Source organism: Aliiroseovarius sp., assembly GCF_965228805.1.
GTDB lineage: Bacteria > Pseudomonadota > Alphaproteobacteria > Rhodobacterales > Rhodobacteraceae > JASBTN01.
Genome location: NZ_CBDDIE010000002.1, coordinates 1 through 26,864 on the forward strand (window position 1 = coordinate 1; position 26,864 = coordinate 26,864).

18 protein-coding genes are annotated in these 26,864 nt (G+C 63.4%); 4 read left to right on the plus strand and 14 right to left on the minus strand.

What is annotated here, in order from left to right; all coding sequences use genetic code 11:
• A partial coding sequence (gene tssK / locus ACO07D_RS00680; RefSeq protein WP_421701007.1) for a type VI secretion system baseplate subunit TssK occupies nt 1-212 on the minus strand: 212 nt, incomplete at its 3' end.
• A gap of 152 nt (nt 213-364) precedes the next feature.
• The gene (locus ACO07D_RS00685; RefSeq protein ID WP_421701008.1) at nt 365-6,772 is read right to left on the minus strand and encodes a beta strand repeat-containing protein; all 6,408 of its coding nucleotides are present in this window, start codon (nt 6,770-6,772) and stop codon (nt 365-367) included.
• Nucleotides 6,773-7,238: 466 nt separating this feature from the next.
• Between ACO07D_RS00685 and repA the strand changes: the two genes are divergently transcribed.
• From repA to repC, 3 genes are all read left to right on the plus strand, one after another.
• Nucleotides 7,239-8,450, plus strand: a complete 1,212-nt coding sequence (repA, locus tag ACO07D_RS00690) for a plasmid partitioning protein RepA (RefSeq protein WP_421701051.1) — start codon at nt 7,239-7,241, stop codon at nt 8,448-8,450.
• A 1-nt stretch (nt 8,451) separates the two neighbouring features.
• Nucleotides 8,452-9,363, plus strand: a complete 912-nt coding sequence (gene repB, locus ACO07D_RS00695; RefSeq protein ID WP_421701009.1) for a plasmid partitioning protein RepB — start codon at nt 8,452-8,454, stop codon at nt 9,361-9,363.
• 179 nt (nt 9,364-9,542) lie between these two features.
• Nucleotides 9,543-10,718: a plasmid replication protein RepC gene (gene repC / locus ACO07D_RS00700; protein ID WP_421701010.1), complete on the plus strand. Its 1,176-nt coding sequence runs from the start codon at nt 9,543-9,545 to the stop codon at nt 10,716-10,718.
• 42 nt (nt 10,719-10,760) lie between these two features.
• Here repC and ACO07D_RS00705 read toward each other — a convergent pair whose 3' ends face one another.
• The 12 genes from ACO07D_RS00705 to ACO07D_RS00760 all read right to left on the minus strand — a co-directional run bounded on the left by ACO07D_RS00705 (nt 10,761) and on the right by ACO07D_RS00760 (nt 24,682).
• Nucleotides 10,761-11,156 (minus strand): hypothetical protein, encoded by a 396-nt coding sequence (locus ACO07D_RS00705; RefSeq protein ID WP_421701011.1) that lies wholly within the window; start codon nt 11,154-11,156, stop codon nt 10,761-10,763.
• A complete protein-coding gene (locus ACO07D_RS00710) occupies nt 11,153-11,899 on the minus strand; it encodes a hypothetical protein (protein WP_421701012.1) in 747 nt (248 codons plus the stop codon). Before ACO07D_RS00710 ends, ACO07D_RS00705 begins: the two co-directional genes overlap by 4 nt.
• A gap of 53 nt (nt 11,900-11,952) precedes the next feature.
• Nucleotides 11,953-14,673 (minus strand): type VI secretion system ATPase TssH, encoded by a 2,721-nt coding sequence (tssH, locus tag ACO07D_RS00715; protein ID WP_421701013.1) that lies wholly within the window; start codon nt 14,671-14,673, stop codon nt 11,953-11,955.
• Between the two features lie 37 nt (nt 14,674-14,710).
• Nucleotides 14,711-15,757: a type VI secretion system baseplate subunit TssG gene (gene tssG, locus ACO07D_RS00720; protein WP_421701014.1), complete on the minus strand. Its 1,047-nt coding sequence runs from the start codon at nt 15,755-15,757 to the stop codon at nt 14,711-14,713.
• Nucleotides 15,754-17,682, minus strand: coding sequence for a type VI secretion system baseplate subunit TssF (tssF, locus tag ACO07D_RS00725; RefSeq protein WP_421701015.1), 1,929 nt, complete (start codon nt 17,680-17,682; stop codon nt 15,754-15,756). The genes tssG and tssF overlap by 4 nt, the downstream gene beginning before the upstream one ends.
• On the minus strand, nt 17,679-18,272 hold the full coding sequence (tssE, locus tag ACO07D_RS00730) for a type VI secretion system baseplate subunit TssE (protein WP_421701016.1): 594 nt from the start codon (nt 18,270-18,272) through the stop codon (nt 17,679-17,681). The genes tssF and tssE overlap by 4 nt, the downstream gene beginning before the upstream one ends.
• 174 nt (nt 18,273-18,446) lie before the next feature.
• Complete coding sequence (locus ACO07D_RS00735; protein WP_421701017.1) at nt 18,447-18,938, minus strand: Hcp family type VI secretion system effector; 492 nt, start codon at nt 18,936-18,938, stop codon at nt 18,447-18,449.
• Nucleotides 18,939-18,996: 58 nt separating this feature from the next.
• Nucleotides 18,997-20,490 (minus strand): type VI secretion system contractile sheath large subunit, encoded by a 1,494-nt coding sequence (gene tssC / locus ACO07D_RS00740; protein WP_421701018.1) that lies wholly within the window; start codon nt 20,488-20,490, stop codon nt 18,997-18,999.
• 30 nt (nt 20,491-20,520) lie between these two features.
• Nucleotides 20,521-21,054, minus strand: coding sequence for a type VI secretion system contractile sheath small subunit (gene tssB, locus ACO07D_RS00745; RefSeq protein ID WP_421701019.1), 534 nt, complete (start codon nt 21,052-21,054; stop codon nt 20,521-20,523).
• A gap of 93 nt (nt 21,055-21,147) precedes the next feature.
• A complete protein-coding gene (locus tag ACO07D_RS00750; RefSeq protein ID WP_421701020.1) occupies nt 21,148-22,506 on the minus strand; it encodes an ImpA family type VI secretion system protein in 1,359 nt (452 codons plus the stop codon).
• 240 nt (nt 22,507-22,746) lie between these two features.
• Entirely contained in the window at nt 22,747-23,961 is a 1,215-nt protein-coding gene (gene tagH / locus ACO07D_RS00755) for a type VI secretion system-associated FHA domain protein TagH (protein ID WP_421701021.1), read from the minus strand.
• A gap of 121 nt (nt 23,962-24,082) precedes the next feature.
• Nucleotides 24,083-24,682, minus strand: coding sequence for a DUF6931 family protein (locus ACO07D_RS00760; RefSeq protein WP_421701022.1), 600 nt, complete (start codon nt 24,680-24,682; stop codon nt 24,083-24,085).
• A gap of 170 nt (nt 24,683-24,852) precedes the next feature.
• On the opposite strand from ACO07D_RS00760, the gene ACO07D_RS00765 reads away from it, so the two are divergent.
• Nucleotides 24,853-26,844 (plus strand): type VI secretion system Vgr family protein, encoded by a 1,992-nt coding sequence (locus ACO07D_RS00765; protein WP_421701023.1) that lies wholly within the window; start codon nt 24,853-24,855, stop codon nt 26,842-26,844.
• Nucleotides 26,845-26,864: the final 20 nt, after the last annotated feature.

Below are 26,864 nucleotides of genomic sequence, written 5' to 3' on the forward strand. Positions count from 1 at the left end.
TCGGGCATGAGGCCCACGGCGGTGCGCAGGCCGAACCGGCCATGCTGGGTCATGTCGCGGTCGATCCGCATTTCGATCATGCCCCAGGGATAGGGCGTGATCACCCCGGTGCGGTCCTGGACCAGTTTTTCCAGATAGCGGTCGGCCTGCTGAAAATGCTGGGGCTGAAGGAACAGCCCCTCCTTCCAGGCGACTTTGCTGAACTGAGACATGGGGAACAACGCCTTCCTTTTGTAACCGAATGACCCGGAAGGCCAGGCCCGGCAATGCGTCTCAACTTTGATCAATCACAGGGCGGGGGTCAAGCGCCCCCGCCCGCGTGAAGGTTGAAATTGTCGACCCGGTCCCAAGACCACAGGTGTGGTCAGAACTGCAACCGAACCTGCGCGGTCAGACCCCAGCTGGTCTGCGCATCCCCCGCACGCCCGTCGATCCGCGCCGAGGCGTTGAACTGACGGCCGCCAAGCATGCCCTGTCCGTCCAGCAGCTTGGTGTAGTTCACACCAAGGCTGACCTCGCCATAAGTGCCTAGGTTGGACGATTCGATGACTTGGCCGTTCGTCCCGGCATCGAAGTCCGCAAGGGTGCCGTAGTAGGTGCTGCGCGACGCGCCCGAGAAGTCGTGATAGACCGTCGCCGTGCCGAAATAGGTCATCGCCCAAGTGCCGCTGGGCGCGACATTCGTGCGCGACAGCGTCCCGCCGAGGAAGCCGACCTCGGTCGTGCTGTCCTCGATCACCAGAACCCCATCTGCCGGACCGTCAACCGCATGGGTGCTGCTCAGCATAATGTTGTCCGTCGTGGTCGAGGTGTAGGAGAAACCGGCGGTCGGGATGAAGTTGACCCGAGTCTCTTCATTCACCGGGATAACGTAGCTGACCGAGCCGGACAGTGTGTGAGCGGTGCTGTCAAAGCTCTGGTCCATGATGCCGACGCGGTCGTCCGATCCATCGGCGCCAGTGTTTTCCAGGTCGAAGTCGGTCCACTCGTACCGGTATTGCAGGTCCATCAGGAACCGGTCCTTCACCGCGGTCACATAGACACCGCCATAGGTCTGGCGGAAATCCATGTTGTTGTACGAGGCAGGCGTGATCGTGCTCGCCAGACCCGTGCTCGGATCGATCGGGAACACCGGCTGCGAGGTCTTGCCCTCGTTCAGGCCGACGATGCCGCCGAAGCTCAGATCCCAACCGTTGTAATGCCCGGCAAAGCAGGAGTGGTCGAGCCCCAGCTGGAAACCCGCGTAATCGGCGGTCAGTTCGCTTTCCACCGCCAGACCCGCGCTGCCGCCAGAGGACTGGGTGCTGGACGACCCGGTGGCATCGGCGGAACCGCCGACGAAACGGCCCCAGGTGCCAAACCCGCAGGGGTCATCCCCAGGCACGGCCAGACCGGCCACGAAGGGGCTGGAGGGACGGTTGATCACCGCGCCGATCAGCGATTGGGTCAGGCCGACGGACCCGGACAAGGCCCCAAGCGCCGGGTTGGCCGAGGATTTCAGCGTCACCTCCCCTGCCGTGGCGGTGTCGAGGAAGTAGATCAGCGCACCACTGCTTCCCAGCCCCTGGGCATTGAACCCGGGCAGCGCGCCGCCATAGGTCAGCACCGTCAGGTCGGTGGTCAGATCGCCGCGCTCGTCGCCCAGGGCGACGTTGGTGAAGTCCAGCGTCACCGCATTCGGCGTGGTCGAGGGGTTCGATGCATCCGTTGCCGTCGGCACCACCAGGCCGGTGATGTTGACTGCGTCATGGGCGGCCTCGGTGCCGCTCAGGTCCACGTCCAGGCGGATCGTGGCATCGGTCAGGTCCGCGCCGCCGTTGACGGTCAGCACATCGCCCAGGGCACTGGCCGGGGTGACCGGGGAGGCATCCACCAGGTCGATGGTCGCGCCGACCGCGCTCAGCTCGCCATTCAGAGCCACCGCGCCATCCACCGCCAGGGTCGTGCCGTCAATGGTCACGTCCGAGGTGATCGACGCGCCGCTGGTCAGGTTGATCGTGCCGGTGCTGGTCAGCAGGCCGCTGCCCGCGCTGCCAATCGCGCCGTTCACATTCAGCGTGCCGGTGTTGGTGAAGCTGCCCCAGGTCAGGCCAGCATTGGCGTCCACCGTGCCGCCGTTGTCCAGAAGCCCAGCCACGTCCAGCGTGCTGTTGACCGTCAGGTCGCCACTGTTGGTGACACCGCCCGCAACGGTCGAGGCCCCATCCACGGTCACGTCAAGGCTGTTGTCCAGATCACCGCCCAGCATGCCCGCCAGGGTCATGGTGCCGTCATTGTCGACATTGCCGGTCACCGTGCCGTTCACATCCGCCGTGCCCCCGTTGGCATTGGTCACGGCGCCGTCCACGGTGCCATCCACCGTCAGCATGGCCGTGCCATCGTTCTGCACGTCGCTGTCCAGGGTGCCAGTGACTGTCAGGTTGCCGCCTGCCGCGTTGGTGGTGCCGCCGGTCACGTCCAGCTCCAGCCCGGCGCCGACCGTTGCGGTGCCGGAGTTGGTAAAGGTGCTGCCCACGGTGCTGTTGCCCGCCAGGGTCAGCGTGGCGCTGTTGTCCAGCGCGCCGCCGACGCCGCCATTCAGGTTGGTCGTGCCGCCCGTATTGGTCAGGTCGCCGTCGACGGTGCCATCCATGTTGAACGTGCCGTCGTTGGTGGCATTGCCGGTGACCGTTCCGGTCAGGTCCGACGTGCCGCCGGTATCGGTGGTCAGGTTGCCATCCAGCGTGCCGGTCACGGTCGACAGCCCGCCGTTTTGTGTGGTCAGATCCCCGGTCATCAGGCTGGCCAGGTTCACGATTCCCTCGTTTTCGACGTCGCCGGTCAGGCTGCCGCCCAGGTTGATGTTCAGCGTGCCATCATTGTCGGTCAGCCCGTCCACGGTCAGCCCCGCGTTCACGTCGGTGGTGCCCGTATTGTCGAACGCGCCATTCACCGTCGAAACGCCATCAACCGTCAGCCCGGCGTTGTTGGTCAGATCCTCGGTGACCACACCGGCCAGGGTCATGGTGCCGTCATTGTCCACGTCGCCATCGACCGTTCCGTTCACGTCCAGCGTGCCGCCCAGATCGTTCTGCACATCTCCGGCGAGCGTGCCGTCCACCGTCAGGGCGCCGGTTCCGCTATTGGTGGTCAGCCCGGCCACGGTCATGGTGGTGCCGGTATTCACCGTCATGGTGGTGTCGTTCTGCACCGTGCCCGACACGGACATGTCGCCATCCACGGTCACCGTGCCGCCCTGCGCCTGAAGCAATCCCAGGTTTCCGGCCAGGGTGGTGGTGCCTGCGGTCACTGTCAGGGCGCCGTCGATGCCGCCTCCAGCGTTCACGTCCAGAATGTTCGAGCTGCTCACATCTCCGGTGATAACTGCATTCACCGTCATGGTGCCGGTGTTGGTGGCAAGGCCGGTCACGGTCAGGGTGTCGCTCACCGTGGTGGTGCCGCTGTTGTCCAGCGCGCCATCAATGGTCGAGGGGCCGGTCACGTTCAACACGCTGGTATTGCCGACCATGCCGATGACCGTGCCCGCCAGCGCCAGGTTTGCATTGTTGGTCACATCGCCGGTCAGGCTGCCGTTCACGGTCATCGTGCCGTCATTGGTGGTCAGGCCGGTCACGGTCAGCGCACCGTCAATCGTCGCGGTGCCGGTGCCGGTGTTGTTCAGCGCCCCACCGACGGTCGAGGTGCCATCTACCGTCAGCCCGGCATTGTTGTTCAGATCTCCGTCAACATCGCCCGCCAGGGTCATGGTGCCATTGTTGGTGGCCGTGCCGGTCACCGTGCCGTTCACGTCCAGAATGGCCCCGGCCGCGTTGGTCACATCGCTGTCCAGCGTGCCATCGACCGTCAACGTGCCCGCGGCATTGGTTGCGGTGCCCGCAACGGTCAGAACCCCTGCCCCGGCGATTGTGGTCAGGTTGTTGTTGGTGAAGTTGCCGGTCACGTTGCTGACCCCGTCAACGGTCAGATCCCCGGTCAGCGCAGCATTGGTCAGGTTGCCATCAACCGTGCCCGCCAGGGTCATGGTGCCACTGTTGCCCACGTCGCCCTGCACCGTGCCATTCACGTCCAGCGTGCCGCCATCCGCATTGGTGATGCCGGTGCCCAGGGTGCCGTCAACGGTAAAGGTGCCGCCCGCCAGGTTCGTCACCGCGCCCGTGGTGCTCAGCGTTGCGCCGGAGTTGATCGTGACGGCGGCGCTGTTGTCCAGCGTGCCCGAGATCGTGCCCGCGCCATCCACCACCAGCGATGCCATCGGACCGGTGTTGATCACACTCTCCGAGATCGTGCCCGACAGGTTGATCGTGCCGTTGTTGGTCAGCGTCGCCAGGCCCGTGTCCAGGGTGCCGTCAATGTCCAGCGTCGCCCCGCCAGAGTTCGTAAGCGCCCCGGTGGTGGTCAGGCTGTGGCCGACTGCGACGGTGGTTGTGCCCGCCAGGTTGTCAAAGGTTCCCGTCACGGTCACCGCGCCATCCACGGTCAGCGAACCGGAGTTGACCGCCCCGCCCTGCACATCGCCCGCGATGGTCGACGTGCCCGCATTGGTCAGCCCTCCGGCCAGGATGCCACCCGTGTTCAGGTCCAGCCCGCCGCCTCCGTTCACGGTGACCAGGCCCGAGATGTTCCCGTCCACGGTCAGCGAACCACCCGAAAGCACATCTGCCGTGCCGGTCAACGCACCGCTGACGGTCGAGGTGCCGCCCGACCCGGTGGTCAGGTCGCCGGTCATGGAACCACCCGCCAATATGGTCAGGCCGCCGGTGTCGGTCACGTCCCCGGTAAAGGTGTTGATGACGTTCATCGTGCCCGAGTTGGTCGTGTTCCCGGTCACCGTCATGTCACCGGTCACGTCGATCAGGCCCTGGTTGTCGAAGGCGCCGCCCACGGTGACGATGCTCGTGCCATCCATGCCGATAACGCCTGCGCCCTCGTTGGTCAGGTCGCCGGTCACATCGAAGGTCACGCCCGCCGCCACGGTCAAGCCGCCGTCATTGGTTGCCGAGGCGGTGGTCATGCTGCCGTCGATCGTCATGGCGCCGCCAGCATTGTTGTCGATCACACCAACATCCGCGCCAACAAATGCGGTGCCGGAGTTCGCCAGCGTGCCGGTGATCGACCCGGGTAGGCTCACATCAACGGTGCCGCCTGCGTTGTTGGTCACGTCCCCGGTCAGGGTCGAGTTCACATTCAGAGTGCCGTCGTTGTCGACATTGCCGACAAAACCGTTCTGCACGTTGATCACGCCCGCGGCGTTGTTCGTCGTGGTCCCGGTCACGGTCAGAAGGTTGTTCAGGGTGATCGTGCCGCTGTTGGTAAAGGTGCCGGTGACATTCGAAGCTGCCGTGACATTGAACCCGTTCGCATTGTTCACCAGGTCGCCATCAATCGTGCCATTCAGATTGAATGTACCGTCGTTGGTCACCGTCGATCCGGCGCCGCCGCCAATGGTGCTGCCGGACATCGTGGTCATACCGCCCGCCGCATTGGTGAAATCACCCGCCAGAGTCGAGCCAGCCAACGCATTGAAGGTGCCCCCGGCCTCGTTGGTGGTCAGACCCGTGACCGTCACCGTGTTGCCGTTACCCAGGGTGACCGTGCCCGCGTTGTCCACCGTGCCCGCCACGGCGATCGAACTGTTCACATTGGCCGAGCCGAAGTTCACATCCAATGCGCCCAGGTCACCCGACACATTGGCCGTGCCGCCACCCACGGTCAGCGTGCCGGTAACCGACCCGCCCGCGTTTACGGTTGTGGTGCCCGCCGTGTTGGTGACATCGCCGGTCAGCGTATCGTTGATGATCAACGAGTTCGAGTTGGTCGCGCCGCCGGTCACGGTCAACCCGCTGTTGACGATGGTAGTGCCCGCGCCGTTGTTGTTCAGCGTCCCGGTAATGGTCGACGCCCCGTCAACGGTCAGCCCGGACGAGGTGTCGACATTGCCGTCGACCGTACCTGCCAGGGTCATGGTGCCGTCGTTGTCTACAGCACCGGTCACCGTGCCGTTCACATCCAGTGTGCCGCCAGCGTCGTTGGTGACGTCACCTGTCAGGCTGCCGTCAACGATCACGGTCCCCCCCGACTGCACCGTGGTCATGCTGGTGCCGGTCAGCGTCACGCCGCTGTTCACCGTCAGGCTGTTGCTGGTAATCGTGGTCGTTGTGCCGATGGTCGCATCGCCGTCCACCGTCACGATGCCATTCGAGGTCAGTGATCCGCCAATGTCGCTGCCGAGGGTCAGGGTGTTGGTATTTGTCAGCGACCCGCCAAGACCACCATCCAGGTCCAACGTTCCCGCGTTGAACGCATCGCCCCCAACATTGCCAACTGAGTTCACGGTCACGCCGACGCCGTTCACGTTCAGATCGGTCACGCCCGCGTTGTTGCCGCTTAGGGTCAGGGTTTCCGTTCCGACAATATCGAACTCCCCCACCAGGTCCGAGGCGATCGTGACGTCGTCCCCCACCGTGATGGTCACGCCCCCAACAGCCGATGCGTCCGAGATTGTGCCGCCGGTGATCGTGAAGTCGGTTCCCGCACCACCGTCGCCGCCGATCAGAATGCCTGCGGGTTCTACTGCGCCGGTAATGGTGACCGTGTGCCCGCCTGCGCCTGCGGTGCCATCGAACACGGCAGAGGCACCGTCCGACCAAGTGCCGTTGGCGCCAGCGTTGTTCCAGTTCGGGTCGGCCCCATCCCAATCGCCGCTGCCGTTGTCAATGGTGACGCCGTTGCCGGTATCCCCGGCGTCCCAGGTCAATACCTGTGCGCGGGCCATGTGCGGGGTGGCGACCAAGAATGCGATGAGGGCCGCAATGCTTGTGCTGCGAAGAAGGCTCTGACGCAAATCGGTAGACTCGGACTCGTCGCGAGGCAAATGCGGCAACATGCTAACACTCCATTAACAGAAATGAGATTTTGTGAGAAATTGCACCAGGCGTGGCCTTGGCGCAACTTTGAAACGAGTTCGGTCTACGGTTTTTTCTCAACCCCTGATGGACGGTGCGCACTTGCAACACTGTGCGTTCATGCGATTACCAGCCTGGAGCGCGGTTGGATGCCCTGCCCTCGTGCTCCGCCGGAAGGTTATCCACAGGCTGTGGAAATAATCCTTGCGAGAATCTCTGGCCTCGGACATGTATATACGGAAGAAAGTGAATAATACGACCGGAAGCGTAACAACGACCCGGCATGAGGTACGACAGATGGACGAAACGACGATGGACACGTCGCGCGCCGAAGACATGGCCATTCTGGGTCAGGCAAAGGATGAGCTGCGGACCCGCATTGACCAGTTGGTTGGCACGCATGCTCTGAAACTTTCCGAACGTTTGCAAGCCCACCGGGCGCAGCTTTTTCCCCCCAACGCACGCAAGCAGATGCGCCGGTTCACCTCGGGCGAGGCGGCGGAGCTTCTGGGCGTCAAGGATGCCTATCTGCGCAAGCTGCATCTGGAAGGGCGCGGCCCTGAACCCGAGGTGCGCGCGGGCGGGCGACGCAGCTATTCGGCGGCCGATATCCAGGCCCTGCGCGAAATGCTGGAATCAGGCACTAAATCACCCGGAACCTACCTTCCCGGTCGTCGCGAGGGCGATCATCTTCAGGTCATTACCGTGATCAACTTCAAGGGGGGATCGGGCAAGACCACCACGGCGGCCCACCTGGCCCAGAAAATGGCGCTGGACGGCTACCGCGTGCTGGCCATTGATCTTGACCCGCAGGCCAGCCTCTCGGCGTTGCACGGGTTCCAGCCGGAATTCGACCTGCTGGACGGTGGTACGTTGTACGATGCGATCCGCTATGAGGATCCGGTGCCGTTGAGCCAGGTGATCCAGAAAAGCTATTTCACCAATCTCGATATCGTGCCTGGAAACCTGGACCTGATGGAGTTCGAGCACGACACCCCGCGTGCGCTGGTGCAACGCGATGGCAACATGTTTTTCACCAGAGTCGGCGACGCATTGGCTGAAGTTGAAAAGGACTATGACGTCGTGGTGATGGATTGCCCGCCGCAACTGGGATACCTGACCATGTCCGCCCTGTCGGCGGCCACGGCGGTTCTGGTCACGGTGCATCCCCAGATGCTGGACGTGATGTCCATGTGCCAGTTCCTGCTGATGGTCTCGAATCTGTTGGGAGTGGTGGCCGAGGCAGGCGGCAACATGTCCTACGACTGGCTGCGTTACGTGGTCACGCGGTACGAGCCCGGCGATGGTCCGCAAAATCAGATGGTCAGCTTCATGCGCGCGCTGTTCGGTGACCATGTCCTGAATCACACGGCGCTGAAATCCACCGCGATTTCGGACGCGGGCATTACCAAACAGACCCTTTATGAGGTGGAAAAGAGCCAGTTTACCCGCACCACCTATGAACGCGCGATGGACAGCCTGAACGCCGTGAACGGCGAGATCGAAGCGCTGGTGCAACAGGCCTGGGGCCGTACGGAAGGAGCGTGACATGGCACGCAAGGGATTGCTCAAGGGCCTGATGGAGGCCCCGGCCGAAGGCAACGAAGCTGAAACCCGCGTCGATGCGGCCAAGCCGCGCTATACCTCCGGCGCGATTGGGGCGGTCAGCCAGTCGATTGCCGATCTCAAGGCGCGCTCTCTGGTCGAGGTCGATCCGCGCATGATCGACAATGCCGGGCTGCGCGATCGTCTGGACGAGGACGCAGACATCACCGCCCTGGTCGAGTCGATCCGCGATTATGGCCAGCAGGTGCCGGTGCTGCTGCGCCCCAATCCCAATGATCCGGAACGCTATCAGGTCGTTTACGGTCGCCGTCGCGTTGCCGCGCTGAAGCAGCTGGCGCAGCCGGTCAAGGCGATGGTGCGTGTCCTGGATGACCGCGCCCTGGTTCTGGCCCAGGGGCAGGAAAACTCGGCCCGGCGTGATCTGAGCTTTATCGAGAAGGCCAATTTCGCGCGCCAGATGCGCGACGCAGGCTATGAGCGCAAGGTGATCTGCGCTGCGTTGCACATGGACAAAACGCTGATCTCGCGCATGTTGTCCGTGGCCGACCGCGTTCCCCTGTCCCTGATCGAGGCGATCGGCGCCGCGCCGGGTGTCGGGCGCGACCGCTGGTTGGGCCTGGCGGAGCGCATTGGCGCGCGCGACCTGGTGGCCGACGCTAAGGGCGAGACTTCGGACGTGCGCTTTGACGCGGTCATGGCGGCGTTGAAGACGCCCAAACCGGCCGCCCCTGCCCCGCGCAAACTGACCACCGAGGATGGCAAACCGCTGGCGACACTCGCGCGCAAGTCCGGGCGTCTGGTGGTCAGTGTCGAGGCCAAGGACGGGTTTGACGAATGGCTGGCAGATCATCTGACCCAGCTTCATCGCGACTGGAGCCAATCCAGCAGCGAATGACCTGAGAGAGCAGCAACAAGGACAGGAGGCACAGGAAGGCAGAAAGAAAAGACCCCCCAGGATCGGGATCCCGAGAGGCCGTTTCGTTGTCTAGCACCTCCGAATCTAGGCCGTTCTGTTGACAGCTGTCAACAACCTCCGACTCCGGTGGGTAAAGAAATTTTGCCCGGTGAAATGCCATGGAGATTTTGACAACGACGCCCTTTGGGCGGCGGCCGGTGACGGCTGGCTTGATTGAACGTGCACAGGCAGCTCAGGCCGCGCCTGCCGTGCCTCATTGCGACAAATGGGAGCTGTTTCGCACGCTCTGCACCGCCCGTGTGGCCATGGGCGTGACGGATCGTGACCTGACGGTGCTGAATGCGCTGCTGAGCTTCCATCCGGAGCCGAACCTGTCCGACAACACCCAGTTGGTGGTGTTCCCGTCGAACAAGGCGCTGTCCGAACGCGCTCATGGCATGGCAGAAAGCACGCTGCGCCGCCATCTGGCAGCCCTGGTCAAGGCCGGGCTGATTGCGCGCCACGACAGCCCCAATGGCAAGCGCTACGCCGCACGCGATGGCGAGGGTACGGTCACACGCGCTTTTGGCTTTGACCTGCGTCCGCTGTTGGTACGCGCGGGCGACATTGCCCAGGCCGCCCAGGCCGCCCGCGACGCAGAGGCGCGCCTGAAGCGCCTGCGCGAGGAGGTGATGGTGATGAAGCGGGATGCGGTCAAACTGTCTCTATTCGGGCAGGAAACGGCTCCAGGGCCGCTCTGGGCGCCTCTGGAGGCCCGTTTGCTGGACATTCATAAGCAGACCCGCCGCAAGCTGGACATGGACGCCCTGGAGGCGCTGCGTGCAGAGGTGCAGGAAATCCTGACCGACATTCGCGTAGCCCTGTCAGAAACAGAAAAAATGCACGGCAATGACAGTGAAAATGAGCGGCACTATCAGAATTCAAATACAGAAACTCTTGATTCTGAATTTGGCTTCGAAAAGCACAAAGTGGCCGGGGTGGAGACTGATCGGCCAAGGGCGCGTCCGTCGCAGACGATGCCAAATCTGCCTTTGGGCCTGGTATTGAAAGCCTGTCCCGACATTTTGCCCTATGCGACCCATGAGGTCACGAACTGGCACGAGCTTGTCGCGCTGGCCGCTCTGGTCCGCGGCATGATGGGGATCAGCCCCGACGCCTGGGCCGAGGCGGTCGAGGCGATGGGGCCAGAAGTGGCCGCGATCACCGTGGCGGGCATTTTGCAACGCGTGTCTGACATCAAATCGCCGGGTGGCTACCTGCGGGCGCTCAGCCGCAAGGCAGCGGTTGGGGCGTTTTCGCCGGGACCGATGATCATGGCCTTGTTGCAGGGATGAGCTGGGGCAAGGGCAGGGGATCCGCGCGAATGTTGACAGCTGTCAACTGTCAACGCGGCTGCATGCGGCGGCGTTGGTCAGCTGGCCGATGTTCTCCAGCTGGGACAACAGGTTCAGTTCGTGGTCAAAGACATAACCTTGCGTCTGGGCCACGGAGCTTACCGACCAGAGCCCCAGAAAGGGCAGGGCGATCCCCAGCGCGACGACCAGCGAAAACAGCTTGCTGTGGTGCTTGTCGGGCAGTACCGCCAGCAACGGGAACAGCGGCACCAGAACCATGGACAGCAGCAGAAACGCGCTGTGATCAATCCGCACCGTTGCAAGACAGGCCAGCATGTCGGCGCGCACGGTGCGAATGTCGGACAAGCCGAGATGGGCGGCCCAGACCCCCAAAAGGGAAAAGCCGCCCAGGATCAGAAGAGCGGTGGTACGATTCATCGGAACCGCATGGCGTTGTTGACCGCCTGATTGACCAGATGGCGCTCCCAGGCGTTGATATAGCGGGCCAGTTTGCGGAACGGGCTTTGCGCGGCGTCCACGCCGTCCTCGATCGCGCGCACAAGGGATTCCGTCAGGCCGAACTTGCGATCCGCGCGGTCCAGCAGAATGCCGACCCCAATGCCGACGACGATGGCGGCAATGGCCGGTCCCGCGACCACGGTGGTCAGCGTGCCAACCGCCATTCCGGCCAGAAAACCAGCCCCGGCGGAGATGCCGAACTTGATCACATCCGCAGCGATATTGCCAAACAGCTGTGTCAGGCGCGGGTCATCTTCGGACAGGATATGTTCCGCGATGCGCAGCCCGGCATAGGCGACCACCGCCAGCCCGGTCATGCGCGCCGCCCCGGCGCCCAGCGTCTTGGGCGAGATGACCAGCTTGGCCACTTTCGGATTGCTCGCCAGATAGCGCGTACCGGTCAGCCCGACGCGCTGGCCCGGCGCCCCTTTCAGGATCAGGTAATCCTTGCCCTTGGTGGTCTTGATATAGGCGCGCCCGGTCAGGCCGAGTTTCTTGACGATATGCAGCGCATCCTTGCTGTCCACTGCGGCGGCGGCGGCGCTGGTCATGTCCACGCCGAACTCCTTGGCCATGTCGTTGTTGACCTCGATCACATACATCACCGCCTCGTCCACGGTTACGGTGCGGCTGTCGGTCGTCAGCGTTTTCTTTTCGGCCATGATGGCACCTCTCAATTGAAAATCAGTACAAACAGGGCCTGACCCCGAAGGGATCAGGTGAAATCATAGGCGAAGCCGCCGTTCTCGACGCGCACGTCGACGCGCTTGATCTCGTCGCCCGAGACCATGCGCCCCAGCACCTGGCGCGACAGGTCCGGCAGGATCGAGTTGGTGATGATGTTGTCGATCATGCGCCCACCGCTGTCCGGGTCGCGGCATTGATCGACGATATGGGCGATCACCTCGTCGCCAAAGACCAGTTCGGCCCCATGGGCGCCTTTCAGACGGCGCGCGACCGAACCCAGTTTCAGACGTGCAATGCCGCCCAGAACCTCGGCGCCCAGCGGGAAATAGGGGATGGTCACGATCCGGCCCAGAAGGGCAGGGGGGAAGACATCCAGCAGGAAGGGTTTCAACGCTGCGTCCAGCTCGTCCAGATCCGGGGCGGTGTTGCCCTGATCGGCCATCTCCATGATCACATCCGTGCCGACATTCGAGGTCAGCAGGATCAGCGTATTTCGGAAGTTGATGGCGCGGCCGTTGCCGTCCTCCATGATGCCCTTGTCAAAGACCTGGAAGAACAGCTCATGCACATCCGGGTGGGCCTTTTCGACCTCGTCCAGCAGGACCACGGAATAGGGCTTGCGTCGCACCGCCTCGGTCAGACGCCCGCCTTCGCCAAAGCCGACATAGCCCGGAGGCGCCCCTTTCAGGAGCGAGACGGTATGCGCCTCCTGATACTCGGACATGTTGATGGTGATGATGTTCTGTTCGCCACCATAAAGGCTTTCGGCCAGGGCCAGGGCGGTTTCGGTCTTGCCGACGCCCGAGGGCCCGGCCAGCATGAAGACCCCGATGGGCTTGTCCGGGTTGGACAGGCCCGCGCGGCTGGTCTCGATCCGCTTGGCGATGGCCTTGAGCCCGTGGTCCTGACCGATGACCCGTTCCTGCAGCGTGTCGGACAGGGTCAGGATCGACTGCAGCTCATCCTGCACCATGCGCCCCGCCGGAATGCCGGTCCAGTCCGAGATGATCGTCGCCACCGCCTGCGCGTCCACATGGGCATAGACCATGCGGTCATCCGGGTCGGTGTCCTCCAGCGCCTCCATCTTCGCCTTCATCTCGGCACGGGCCGCTTCGGGATCGGTGGTCTCAGCCGCCTGTTCCGCTTCGGCGTCCGAGGCTGCATCTTCCTCCGGCTGGCGGGCGTCTTCGACATCATCCGCCGTGCCCCCTTCGGCGATGGCAATCGCCTTTCGCAGGGCAAGTACCTGATCTACAAGTTCTTTTTCCTTCTCGAACTTGGCTTCGATCTCGGCCAGTTCGGTGATGGCAGCGGCTTTTTCGGTCTCGGCCTCGGTGATTCGATCCTCGTCCGTTTCGCCCAGATCACGTTCGCCGACCTTGCCCGCGATTTCGACCTCCAGCGCTGCGATCTTCTGTTTCAGATCCTCGATGCGGGCGGGAATGGTCGATTGGCTGACCGCCACGCGGGCGCAGGCCGTATCCAGCAGCGAGACCGCCTTGTCCGGCAGCTGACGTGCCGGGATATAGCGCGCCGACAGCGACACGGCGGCGACGATCGCCTCGTCCGAGATGCGCACGTTGTGATGCGCCTCCATCGGGCCAAGGATACCGCGCAGCATGAAACAGCAGCGTTCCACATCGGGCTCATCAACATTGACCGGCTGGAAACGGCGCGTCAGGGCCGGATCCTTTTCGAAATACTGGCGGTATTCGGACCAGGTGGTGGCGGCGATGGTGCGCAGCGTACCGCGGGCAAGCGCCGGTTTCAGCAGGTTCGCCGCATCGCCCGTGCCCGCCGAGCCACCGGCACCGATCAGCGTATGGGCTTCGTCGATGAACAGGATGATCGGGGTAGGGGAGCTTTGCACCTCGTCGATCACCGATTTCAGCCGCTGTTCGAACTCGCCCTTCATCGAGGCTCCGGCCTGCATCGCCTGGATGTCCAGTTCGTAGAGCTTGGTGCCTTGCAGCTTGGGCGGGACCTCTCCGGCGGCCAGACGCTGGGCAAACCCTTCGACCACGGCGGTCTTGCCGACCCCGGCCTCGCCGGTCAGGATCGGGTTGTTCTGACGGCGGCGCAGCAGAACGTCGATGATCTGGCGGATCTCGTCATCCCGGCCCTTGATCGGATCCATGCTGCCCGCATTGGCGGTCATGTCCTTGGCGAACCGGCCCAGCGGCGTCGCGGCCCCCTTGCGGTCGTCGCCATCGGCGCCCGCGTCACCGCCGCCCGCAGACAGGCCCGAGCCGTCCATCGGCCGCATGTCCTCTTCTTCGCTGTCGGCCCAGATGGTGCGGTGTTCCTGTCCCAGCTGATCGGCCGAGATCGTGTCAAACACGGCGCTGGCGCGCACCAGCGACCGGCGCAGGCTGGGGTCGTTCAACAGGGCCAGAAGGATGTGGCCCGTGCGGATCTGCACCTCGCCAAAGAACAGGGTGGCATAGGTCCAGGCATGGTTCAGCGTATCGGACAGGGTTTCCGAGATGCCGGGCGTTTCGGTCACGTTCTTGTCGAGTCGCGCCATCGCCTGGTCCAGATCTTTCAGAACCCGCCCGCGATCCAGGTTCAGCGCATTCAGCGTGACCGAGATATCGGCCTTCTGGTTCGATACGGCGTGAAACAGCAGGTGCACGATATCCACGTGCCGATTGCGTTCATTGCGGGCGTGGCGCATGCCCTGCAGAAAGGCGTCATAACCTGCGCGGTTCATCTTGCCGGCATATTTCTCGATACTAATGTCGGTCATCTCTAACTTCCTTGAAAAATCGCGTCTCTGGTGGCGCTCATGCGGCGGTTTCTGTGAGTTCGGTGTCGGGTAGGGCTTCGGTCAGCTCCAACCGGTAGTTGGTGCCCTTGACCAGGGTGGCGCCCGCGCCGGAGCCCTGTGGTGGGGCCACACAGGCCATCCAGCCCAGGGCGGCATTCTCGCCCAGCTTGCCGGGCAGGACCTCGCGCTGTGGCAGCCAGACGACCACCTCGACCTCGAAGGTCAGGCCCAGGTAGGACAGGACCGTCATGCGCAGCTGTTCGTGATCCGGCCCGCCAGGCAGGAAACGCCGATACCGCCCCAGGCTGTCGGTGCGGATATGCAGGCGGATCTTTTCGCCGATCGACTGGATTCGGGCGCCCAGGTGCATGTCCTGGCCCAGGGTGCTGCCCTGCTGGCCCAGCATGGCCAGGCTGTCGGGTTCGAAATCCATCCAGCTGGGCACCATCTCTTCGATCTCGACATCGGCCGAGAGTTGCAGCCGCAGCATCTGGCACAGACGCGCGGGGCTTTTCACCCGGCCCACGGCAAGGGCGTTGTGGCGCAGGCGGTTGACATCGGGCGCCACGCCCTGGTTGCGAAAGGCGGGGCTGCCCAAGCCTATGAAAGACAACAGGTATTTCTGAAACCGGTCATCGGTGCGATGGTCGAACTGGGTAATTGCCCGAGCATCCGACCAGGCGCGGAAAAACAGTTGCAGGAAGCGGGCGGCAAAGAGGTCAGTGAACTCGACAAAGGCGCTGTCACCGGCTTCGAACCAGGACAGGACCTCTTCGGTCGTGTTCAGCGGCAGCGCCCCATGCGGACCGAAGAAGCCCAGAAAGCGCGCGCGCACCTCGGGCAGGGGGCGATCCAGGTCGACGGCGGCCAGGTCACTGTCGGGAAAGGCCAGGAAGGGATCCTGACCCAGACGCACGATTTCATCGCGCTGGCGTTGTGCGCGTCCGATGCGGGGCTTGTCGCGGTTCTGACGTTCCAGATGGCGCAGCAGGGCCAGGAACCCGTATTGCGCCGCAGCCTCGCGCGCCTCGGGCGCACGGGGATCGCCCCCACCGCCGCTCACAGCAGCGGCCCCGTGCCGGAGCGCGGCGGGAAGGTCTTGATCTCACCGCGCTGGATCGACCGGACCTGGCATTGGGTAAAGGAGTTCACGGCGGCATATTCGGACAGGAACCGATCCAGGATCGCCCCCAGAAGGATCACGCCGGAGCCTTCGAATTCATCCTCGTCAAAGGTCAGAGAGACCATCAGCCCGCGCGCCGGGTGAAAGCCATCCTCGCGCCGGATGGTGCGCACGACCGGGCGCGTCTCGATCTCTTTCAACCCGTCAATCTGTGCCTGGGTAATGCTGTCGGAGAGATTGGCAAACAGGCTCAGCAGCTCGCGCATCGGTGCGGCGCCCTTGCCGGAGCGGTCATTCAGAAGCCCGTGGAAATTCAGCGACAGGAAGCTGATCAGCCGCCAATGGCCGTCCCCGTCCGCGGCCCGGTGGCCAGCCCGGTTGTCCAGTTCCAACAGGCTTTCGCGCGGCGGGGTAGGGCCCGCCAGGCAGGACAGGGCAATGGTCTGATCTTCGCACAGCCGGAAATCCCCCCGGCTTTTGGCGATCGGCAGGTATTCGGTGAGGTGCCGGTTGGAACAGAGCGCATTGACCTGCAGGCGCTGCGCCGGTTCCGCGTCGGGCGGCTCGTAGATCGAGATGAAGGTTTCCGTGCCGCGATACCGGTGGCGGGTTGCGCCAAAGCGGCGTTCCTGCGCGGTCAGGCGGCGGGGCTTCTGCCGCGTGGTGTAATAGAGCGCCTGTTTCGGGTTCACCCCATCCGGCGGCAGGCCATAGAGCGGCAGGACGCGCTCCTTGTTCTGATGGCCCGCGTAATGGGCGAAGACCTCGGTCAGGTGATAGATTTCGTAATGGGTCAGCGGGCTGCGGTCGGGGGTGACGACGAACTCGGTCCGTTTGTTGTTCAGCCGGACCTGCGAGGAGCTTTCGCGGAACAGGTTGACCGCCGGGGCGCAAAACAGCTGCACGTGGTCCTGTTCCAGCCGGGTGGCCAGTTTGCTGTTGACCCGGTCGAACTCCAGCACCAGCTGCATGCGGTCGGTGCGGATGCGACGCAGGGCCTGACGCAGGCCAACCAGCTTGAACCCCAGGAACTTGCGCGGAAAGACGAAGGCCTCGCGCAGAAGGGCAAAGCCCGAAAACAATGCGCCCTGGTGTGGGAATAGCGGCGGTTGATCGTCAAAGCCGATCTGCTGGACATTGTTCGGGGCGAGGGTCAGGAACTGCGCATCACCGAACTTGTCCAGATAGCGCAGCGAGACGCGCAGGCGCCCGGCGTGGATCTGCTCGTAAAGCTCGATCGCCTCGCCCTCGGGGCCGGTAAAATGAAAGGGCAGCTCATCCACGGCCAGTTCGGACAGGGGGCCTGCGTCCTTGGTCTGGCCTGCGGTGTTGACGCGGGCCAGGGTGATTTCCAACCCGGCCTTGGTGCCCCCGGCCACATCCTGGCCAAGCGCGCCCAATGTGCCGGGGCTGGCGTGGTATTTCAGCCCGTCAATGGCCAGCGGCCAAAGCGTCAGCGGCGCGGCCAGGGCAAAGCGGCAGGCGACGCGCTTGTCGGCATCCGAAAACCGCGCGTCCATGTATTCGCCCGCCTCGAAATGCACGCCCTGGACGATGTCCTTGTTGTCGAAAACAGGTGCGGCCTGCACCAGCATCGCCGACGGGGTCGGGGCCAGGGCATCGGGAAAGACCTGGTCCAGCATCTGGTGGGTAAAGGTGCGGAACTCCTCGTCCAGCTTCAGCTGTACCCGGGCGGCCATGAAGGCGGTGCCTTCCAGAAGGCCGCCGATGGCGGGGTCCATGTTCTCTTCGACCAACCCGCCCAAACGGTCGGCCAGGCCCGGGTAGTCGGCGGCAAACTCGCCCGAGCGTTCCTTCAGAAACGCCAGCTCGCGGTTGTAGGAATCGCGAAATGCCTTCTTCACCCCTGGACCCTCAGTTTCGACATGTGCAGCTTGCCCGCGCCCAGGTCGACCTCGGCTTCGAAATCAATCGGGATGTCGACCGGGTCGCCCATCAGCTCGGCCGATACCCGCAGCGACAGGCGCTGATCGGTGTTGCGCCCGTGGTCGATCACCTCGATTTCGACGCTGGCGGGGTTCAAACGGGGTTCGTGATCCAGCAGGGATTGACGGATCGAGGTGACAACATCCGCCCCGGCGAGATCGCGCGCGGTGACATTGGACAGGTCGCGAAACCCGTAGTTGACCACCGATTGCGCCACCAGGGGCGCGTCGTCCAGATCGACGGTGCTGTTCAGATTGATCGTGTTCATCAGCGCGTTCAGATCGGCCTGGATATGGGCGCGCAGCGTGCCCTCGTCCAACCCTTCGCGGCGCTGTTTCGAGCGATTGGTGATCTCGGTTCCGCCGTCTTCGCTCTGCCTGCGTTCGACGCGGGCGTCATGTTCGTGATGCGCGGCGCGAAAGGCGTGCATGACGGACACTTTCGACCGTTCCCCCCGTTCCCAACGGCGGGTCTTGCGGTCGTCTCGTCTGTTGTCGTCAAAGACCATGGGGCGCCTGATGCGTTGCAACTCTGGGCCGCGCTGGGGCCTCGGGTGTCGCATCGCGGCCCGGTTCGGGTCCGGCAAGGCGGGGGAGGATCGGGCGGCGGGACCAAACGGGTCGTGCGGGAGAAAACAGGGGGGCACGCGGGCGCCCCCCTGACTGTCTTGTCAACGCGGCGATTAGATCGCGACGTTCTTGCGGATGTCCCAACCGGCAGTGCTTTCCGGACCGGCCGAGCCGTCCATTTCCTGCTTGGTGTAGGTGACTTCCACTTCGGCGAAGTTGATCGCCACGGATTCCGAGACGCGCTCCAGACCGTCCTGTGCACCCTGGGTCTGGTACGAGGTGATCATCACGTCGGTCATCTTGATGCGGAAGTAGACGACGGGCTGTGCGCCGCCGGCCTTCATCACGACCAGTTCGGCCTCGGGGATGTGCTGACCGTTGCAGACATGCTTGATCAGGTCATGGGTCGAGGCATCGACGAATTTGGTGATGTTCAGATCCTGAACGCTGACCTTGCCGGCGCCGCCGCCCATGCCTTCGTGGGTGGTGCCGGACTGGGTGGCGCCCCAGGCCCAGGAGTGGATCTGGATCCAGTCCTCGTATTGATCGATCGGGCTTTCGCCTTTGATGGTGTCTCCGAGACGGAGGAGAATGTTGTCGGCCATGGTCTAACTCCTTGTGGCGTCACTGAAATTAAGGGTTACTCTTGAAAGCCGCAGGGGATTATTTCCCTTGCGGCAACTTGGAAATCAGGCTCATGCCGATGTCCATGCCTTCAAGTTGGAAATGTGGTTTCAGGAAGAACTTGCCCATGTAGTAGCCCGGGTTCAGCTCATCTTCGACCACTTCGACTTTCGCTGCGGCCAAGGGTTTCTTGGCCTTCTCCAGCTCGGTCGCGCTTTCGGGGTTGCCGGTCACATACTTGTTGATCCAGCTCTGCAGCTGTGATTGCAGCTGTCCCCGGTCGGGGCTTTCGCCGATCTTGTCGCGCACCATGACCTTCAGGTAATGGCTGAACCGCGACACGGCGAACATATACGGGATGCGCGAGGACATGTTGTCTGACGCAGTCGCCGCGTCATCCACGTATTTCTTGGGCCGGTACAGCGACTGCGCGCCGATGAAGGCGGCCTTGTCGGTGTGCTGGCGGTGAATGAGGCCAATCAGACCGGCCTGGGACAGTTCCCCTTCACGACGGTCGGTGATCGACACTTCGGTCGGGCATTTCAGATCCTTCGACCCGTCGCCGGTGTCGAAGACATGGGTCGGCAGGCTCTGCACTTCGCCGCCCGATTGCACGCCGCGGATCTTCACGGTCCAGCCGTGTTCCTTGAAGGCGCGGTTGATGTTCGCTGCCATCGCATGGGCCGCGTTCATCCAGGCGTATTGCGCGCCGCCGTGACCGTCGGTCTCTTCCTCGAAGTTGAACTCCTCGACCACCGAGTTGCTGTCGGGGCCATAGGGTTCACGCGACAGGACGCGGGGCAGGGTCAGCGCCAGGAAGCGGGCGTTGTCGCTGTCGCGCAGGCTGTTCCACTGGGCATATTCCGGGGTCTCGAAAATCTCGGACAGGTCCGGCGGCGTGGCGATCTCGTTCCAGCTGTCCAGGCCCAGCAGGGCAGGGCCAGCCGATGAGATGAACGGCGCCAGCGAGCTTTCGGCGATCTTGCCCAGCGAGCTCAGCAGGTTCACGTCCGGGCTGGAGTGGTCGAACTGATAGTCCCCGATCAGGCAGCCGAAGGGCTTGCCGCCGAGGGTGCCCAGGTTCTGTTCATAAACCATGTCATGCAGCGGGCTCTTGTCCCACTTGGCGCCCGGATAGCGGCGCATCATGCCCTGGAGTTCCTTCTTGGAGGCGTTCAGCACCTTGACCCGCAGGGTCGCGTCGGTCTCGGCGTTGTTCAGCGTATAGGCCAGACCGCGCCAGGAGCTTTCCAGATGCTGGAATTCCTCGTGATGCATGATCGCGTTCATCTGGTCGCTGAGCTTCTGGTCCAGCTTGGCCAGCATCGCGTCGATCGTGTCGATCACGTCATCGGCGACAACGGTCTGGTCGTCCAGTGCTTCGCGCACCAGGGCAACAACGGCGTTGTCCACCTCCTGCGCGGCGGTGTCGGTGCGCGGCTTGATCGTCTGTTTCAGGATGTCGGAGAATTCGGACAGTTCGTCCAGCCCGCCTTCCGCGACTTGGCCTTCGGTCTGAGCTTCAGTTGCCATGTTCTATTCCTCTCCCGTCGTCGCGGGGCCTCAGGCCTCGCCGCCTTCCTGATCGTTGTCATCACCCGCGTCCTCGTCGGCGCGATCGGCCAGCGCCGCCATCAGCTCGGGGTCGGACAAGAGTTTCTTGATGTGATCCTGCGCCTTCGGCTTCGAGGCCATGTAGCGTTGCAGGTTGGCCAGTTGCTGGCGTGCCTCCAGCAGCTTCTTGAGCGCGGGCACCTGGGCCGCGATCTTGGCCGGTTCGAAATCGTCCATCGAGTTGAACTGGAGGTTCACACCGATCTTGTCGTCTCCACCCAGCCGGTTTTCCGCCATGAAGCTCAGGCCCGGTTTGACCGATTCGACATAGTCGTCCAGCGTGTCCTTGGTCACATCGACGAAGCTGCGTTCGCTGAACTCCGGCTTTTCAACCCCAGGGTTGTTGCCAGACAGATCGGACATAACCCCTGTGACGAAGGGCAGTTCGACCATCTTCTCGCTGTCGTAGGGGTCTTGATACGCGATCTGCACCCGCGGGGGGCGATTGCGCTTGATGAAACCGGAACCAGAGTCAGAAGCCATAGAGATTTCTCCAAAAATTTACCTTGGACGAAAGCGCGTGAACCCTATTTAGTCAATGTCTTTTACACGCATTTCGGTCAGGAACAGTTTGTTTCAGCTGGGTGGACGTGGGATCAACTCGTCTATAAGTGACTGAAAATCCTTGTCCAGATAGGATCGGGCGCGTTGCAGAAGAAGCGGCACGGGGCTGCTTTTCTCACGCAGGCGGAAGAACTCCTCGACCCCGCGAACCGCCGCCGCGACTTCGGTCGGGTTGGTGATTTTCGGGGGGGTGAAGGGGGAGGAATCGGCATTTTGCTGCCCTTGCATGTCCAGCGCCTGGTCGCTGAGTGACTTCAACCTTTGCGCGGGAAGGGCGAAACCGGTCTGCGGGCCGAAGCTGACAATGGCCTTGCCGCATTCTTCGGGCAGCAGGGTTTCCAGCGCCACCACCAAGGGTTGCCCGATCAGTTGACGGGCCTGGCGCACCAGCAGCAATGCGGCGGAGGAGGGTTCATTGGCCTGGAAGTAAAGCTCGACCGCCATCAGCGTCTTGCTGGCCTGGCTGTGGTCCTGCACTGCCGAAGGGGGCAGGGGGGCCTGCGCCGCGGCGGTGGTCGCCTGAGTTGCGTCGGCAGTCGTGCCGCCGCCATCGCCCGCACCTTCGTCGGCGTGGCCACCGCTGTCCGTCACCACATCCGCGTCGGCGCCCAGAAGGTCGGGGCGCGCGGCGGTGATCTCTTCGCGCATCTGACCCAGCAGGGTCACGGTGGCGTCGAACCCGGGAGAGAAGGGCGTGCTGCCCACCTGACAGGCGGATTTGATCCGGCCCAGGGCCTCGGTCATGCGCAACAGAGCGTCATGCACCGTGTCGACCTGCTTGCGGCTGCCGGGCGATCCCAGCATGTCGCGCATCATCGACCCCGACAGGTCCTGTTCGGTGCTGTTCGGGGTGAATTTGCCGTCAGCCACCATCAGCTTGCGCAGGGTCACGTCCGGCGTGCCCGACAGACCGAGGTAGCGCAGCCCCTGCAACATCGAGACCGGCTCGGCCAGATCACCAAGCGCGTTGCGCCGGTCGCTGGCGCCGTCTGCCAGGGTTGGATGCACCTCGGCGTTGAAACTGCCCAGAAGATCGGCGATCGCCTCGATCGATTCAGCCATCGGCACGACGCGCCCGGCCAGACAGTTCATCTGCGTGCGCAGCACCAGCAGGCGCAGGTCGCGGCTGCGCTCCAGAAGCGCGTCGATCTGCGTCTCTTCGTTGGCGATGGCGACGGATTTCGGGTCGAACACCCGGTCTTCGGTGCGGCGCCCGCCATCCACTTCCATGCCCGGGGTGACATAGGTCTGCGGCAGACGTTCCATCGCCGTGAAGTAATACTCCACGAACTCCGGATCATCCTCCAAGTCGAGGTTCGGGCCACAGGGCGCGTCCTCGCTTACCGGTTCCAGAAGCCACTCAAGGCTCATTCACTTCCCCCCTGGGACACGCCGGTTCTCCGGCCAACTCGTTCTTATACCTTATGCTTAATGCGAAAGTTCACGTGGTCAAGACTCCACCTAAGGGAGACAGGTCAGGTTTTCGGCACTTTTGGCCGCTATGTTGAAGAATTCATGGTTTTGTCACGATTGCGCCCCGCCCGGGACGCAAAGCTGCCACATTTCGACCGGGTTTCGATTTGGCCAGCGGGTTGGGCAGGTGTGGGTCGATCACTCCCCGGCCTGACCCACGGCAGAGGCATAGGCCTTGGCGAAGGCGGTCAGGAAAGCGTCCAGCATGCCGTTATCACCAGCCTCGGCCTTGGTGTCCCATCGTTCCACGAATGTGTCCCAGCTGCGCCCCTTGGAGGCCCCGCCCAACACGCCGGAGCCTGCGCTGTCCTCGATCTCGTCGGGGGACAGGCCGGACAGGACCGATGCCAGCGCCGGTTGCAGCGCGGCAAAGACGGCCGACTGGTGGCGGCGGATGTCGCGCAGGGCATTGTCGAACCCGTCGGGCCCGTTCATGAACCCGTCGCGGGGTTTGAGGAACATGGTCTCGATCGCCTGCGGGGCGTCGGGCAGGAACTTCATCGGGTTGTTGCCCGTGGCGCTGCGCATGGTGCGTTCACCGCCCTTGGTGAACTGTTTCACCGCCGCGCGATCCTTCAGCATGGTCATGATCTCGTCGCTGGACTGGCGCACGACGCGGCCCAGCTCCTGGGCCAGCTGCATCACGTCCACCGCCTGATAATCGGCGGGGTTCAGGCCTGCACCCTGGCAGAAGGCCGCCAACAGCGCATCGCCGCCGGGCACCGGTTGCGGGGCAGGGGGCTGGCCGGTCGGGGTAAAGCCCGACTGCGCGAAGGCCTGCGGCGGCTGCGAAGCGGCGGCGGGATTGGGCATCGGAACCGCCTGCGGCACGAAATCACCCGCGACGTCATCCAGGTGATGGGCGTTGCCCCCACCGCGCGGCATCGGGTCCACCGGCGCGGCCGGACCACCGAAGTCCCAGGGATCATCATCCGCCGGTGCGGCGGGCGGCAGGGAGCCGCCATAGGGCGGGGTTTGCAGGCCGGAGGGGCTCATCGTGGCGGTGGGCGGCTGTTGCAGCCCGGCGGGGGCCGCAGCGGCAGCCAGCTGGGCCACGATCACATAGTGACCGATAGTGAACCGATCGCCGTCATTGATGCGATGCGCTCCCTGCAGCCGATGCGGGCTGCCTTGCAGAAAGGTGCCATTGGTCGATTGATCCGTCAGCCAATAGGCGGCGTCGCGAAATTCGACCCGGGCGTGACAGCTTGAGATATGCCGATTCGGGTCGGGCAGCACCCAGGCCATGGCCTTGCCACGTCCAATGTCCCCACCACTGCGATCCAGGGTCAGGCTGATCGGGCCGCCATGATCGAGCACGTCGAAATTTTCGATTCTGAGAGTCAGCGTCATAATGCTTGATCCATAGAGCCTTTCGAATGCGGCCTGCAACAATGGTTTATGCGATCTGCCTCATTGGTTTACGCGGCAGCCATCATTGGCAGCGGTGTAGGGCAGGGCGGGACCGGTTGGCTCAGAACCCGCGAAACAGCGGTTCGGACAGGGTGACCAGCTTTTTCAGGTGGAGCGGTCGGTTGGCCAGGTGGCATTGCGCCAGGGCCGACAGGACGGCGGCATTCACGGCCCGGGGCGCCCGTCCGGCCGGGATCGGGGCGGGGTCATTGGGCGCGATCTGCTGCCCGGACCAGCCCGCCGCCAGCCCCAGCATCACAGCCGCCGTGCGATGTTCGGAAAACAGCGCGATCTGCATGATCCGATAGCGCAGCGCGGTTTCGCCATTCGCAGACCAGTGTGCGATCATTTCGAGAAGCTCGCGGTCGGCGTGGCTGAAATCCGACCGCAAATTGCGCAGGCATTCGTAGCCCCACCAGACCGCCATCTTCGGCTGCGCGGCGAAGGCAGTAAAGGTCACTGCGTCTTCGGGCGTGGCCGACTCGGCCAGGCGATGCAGGAAATCCAGGCCGCTTTCTTCGGCCTCCGGACGCAGCTGGATCAGCTCGCGCAGCTGGGACATTTCCGCGAACAGCTCCGCCGATGTGTCGAAGCGCAGCGCGGACACGGGGGGGCGGGTCTTTTCATCGTCCTCAGGACTTGTGAGCTGGTCTTCTACCATGGGTGTACCTTGGGGGCACCGGTTGCGTCGGTCAATCCTGTTTTCGCCGCATGAGGCGGGCGATGAAAGATCGGGCTTGCCATATGGCCACGAGTGCGTAGCCTGTTGGCCATTGCCATGCGTTTGTTGGAGGCCGGGTCGTGGGCGCTCAGATTAGTCAAGACACCCGATTGGGACGATTGGAAACGGCTCTGGGCCTGGATGTGCTTGTATTGGCAGGCTTTCAGGGTCAGGACCGGATGAACGGCCTGTTCGATTACGAAGTCGATTGCGTGGCCCGTAATGAACAGGTGGATTTCGATGCCCTGCTGGGCACGCATGCCACCGTGTTCATCCGCAACCGGGCGGGCGAGGACCAGCCGTTTGACGGTCTGGTGACCGAGGTCCGCTGGATGGGGCAGGGCGATCATGGCGATCGTTTCCGCCTGCGGTTGCAACCCTGGTTCCACCTGGCCAGCCTGCGCCGCAATCAACGAATATTCCACGAACGCACGCCGAATCAGATCCTGCAGGAGGTGCTGGGTGCCTATAGCGGGGCGGGCAAGATGACCGACCTCGTGACGACGGCGCACCCGGTTCTGGAATACACCGTGCAGTATCGCGAAAGCGATCTGGAGTTCGCCTGCCGGATCATGCAGCGATTTGGCATCAGCTACCATTTCGAACACCGGACCGGTGAACATGACATGGTACTGACCGACCGAACCCTGGATCACGACACGATCGGCACCCGCCCGTTCAAGCCGCATGAGGGGCGGCAGATGGATGACATCGGTCATTTCAACACCTGGCACCCGGCCAACCGAATCACCACTGGGGCGATTCGCATGACCGATTACAACTTCAAGGCCCCGGTCGCGGCGATGGAAAGCGATTACGAGGGCGACGCAGCCCATGCCCATGGCAAGCTGGAAAGCTATGACTATCCCGGCCTGTATCTGGATCAGAGCAAGGGCGAGCATGTGGTCAAGCTGCGCAGCGACCAGGAGCGCGGGCAGGGCACGCGCTTTGCCGCGCAGGGCGATGTGATCAGCCTGCGCGCCGGGCGTCGGGTCACCCTGGGCGGGGATCAGATCCAGGGGCATGGCGAGGATTTCCTCTGCCTCACCGCGCAACATATCTATCGCACCAATGCCTACCGCTCCGGCGGCGATGGCGGTTCGGAAGAGGCCTATGAGGGGCATTATACCTTCCTGCCCGCCGAAGCGCCGATGCTGCCTGAAATCCGGACCCGCCAGGCGGTGGTCCAGGGGCCGCAAACCGCGACCGTGGTTGGTGACGGTGAAATCGACTGCGACGAATATGGCCGTATTCTGGTGCATTTCCCCTGGGATCTGGCCAAGGCGTATTCGATGCGCTGTCGGGTCAGCCAGAACTGGGCGGGCAATGGCTGGGGCGGCATGGTCATTCCGCGGATCGGCATGGAAGTCGTGGTGGAATTCCTGGAAGGCGATCCCGACAAACCTCTGGTCACCGGCTGTGTCTACAACGGCAAGAACGACCCGCCCTATGAGCTGCCCGCGCACAAGACGCGGTCGACCTTCCGCACCGACACCCACCAGGGCGAGGGCTTCAACGAGCTCAGGTTCGAGGATGAAAAGGGGAAGGAGGAAATCTTCCTCCACGCCCAGAAGGACCGCAACACCAAGGTCGAGAACAACCAGTCCGAACGGGTCAATGTCAACAAGGTCGAAAGCATCGGCCACGACAAGGCCAGCGAGGTGGGCAACACCTGGCTGCAGGTCGCGGGTGGTGATTTCCAGCTGCGGGTCGGGCCGGGCAATGTCGGCACGGTGACGCCCTCGGGCGCGGCGGAGAATGATCAGGGCCTGCCAACCCTGCCCGAAAGGTTCGGCAAGCTGGGATCCAACGCGGGCGCGGGCGACATGGACATGTCGATCGAACGCAACAAGATCCAGAAGATCGGCGTCGATCACAACGAAACCGTCGGCAAGGACAAGATCTCCACCGTCGGCAACAACTACAGTGCCACGGTCACCAATGAGGTCGAGATCATCGCGGGATCCAAGATCACGCTGCAGGCGGGCATGTCCCGTATTACGATGGAGGACAACGGCACCATCTCGGTCGACGGCAACACGCTGAATGTGAATATGGCCCAGTTGATCAAGATGCTGGCCTCCATGGTCAAGATCAACTGACCGGACCGGGAGGGCAGGCG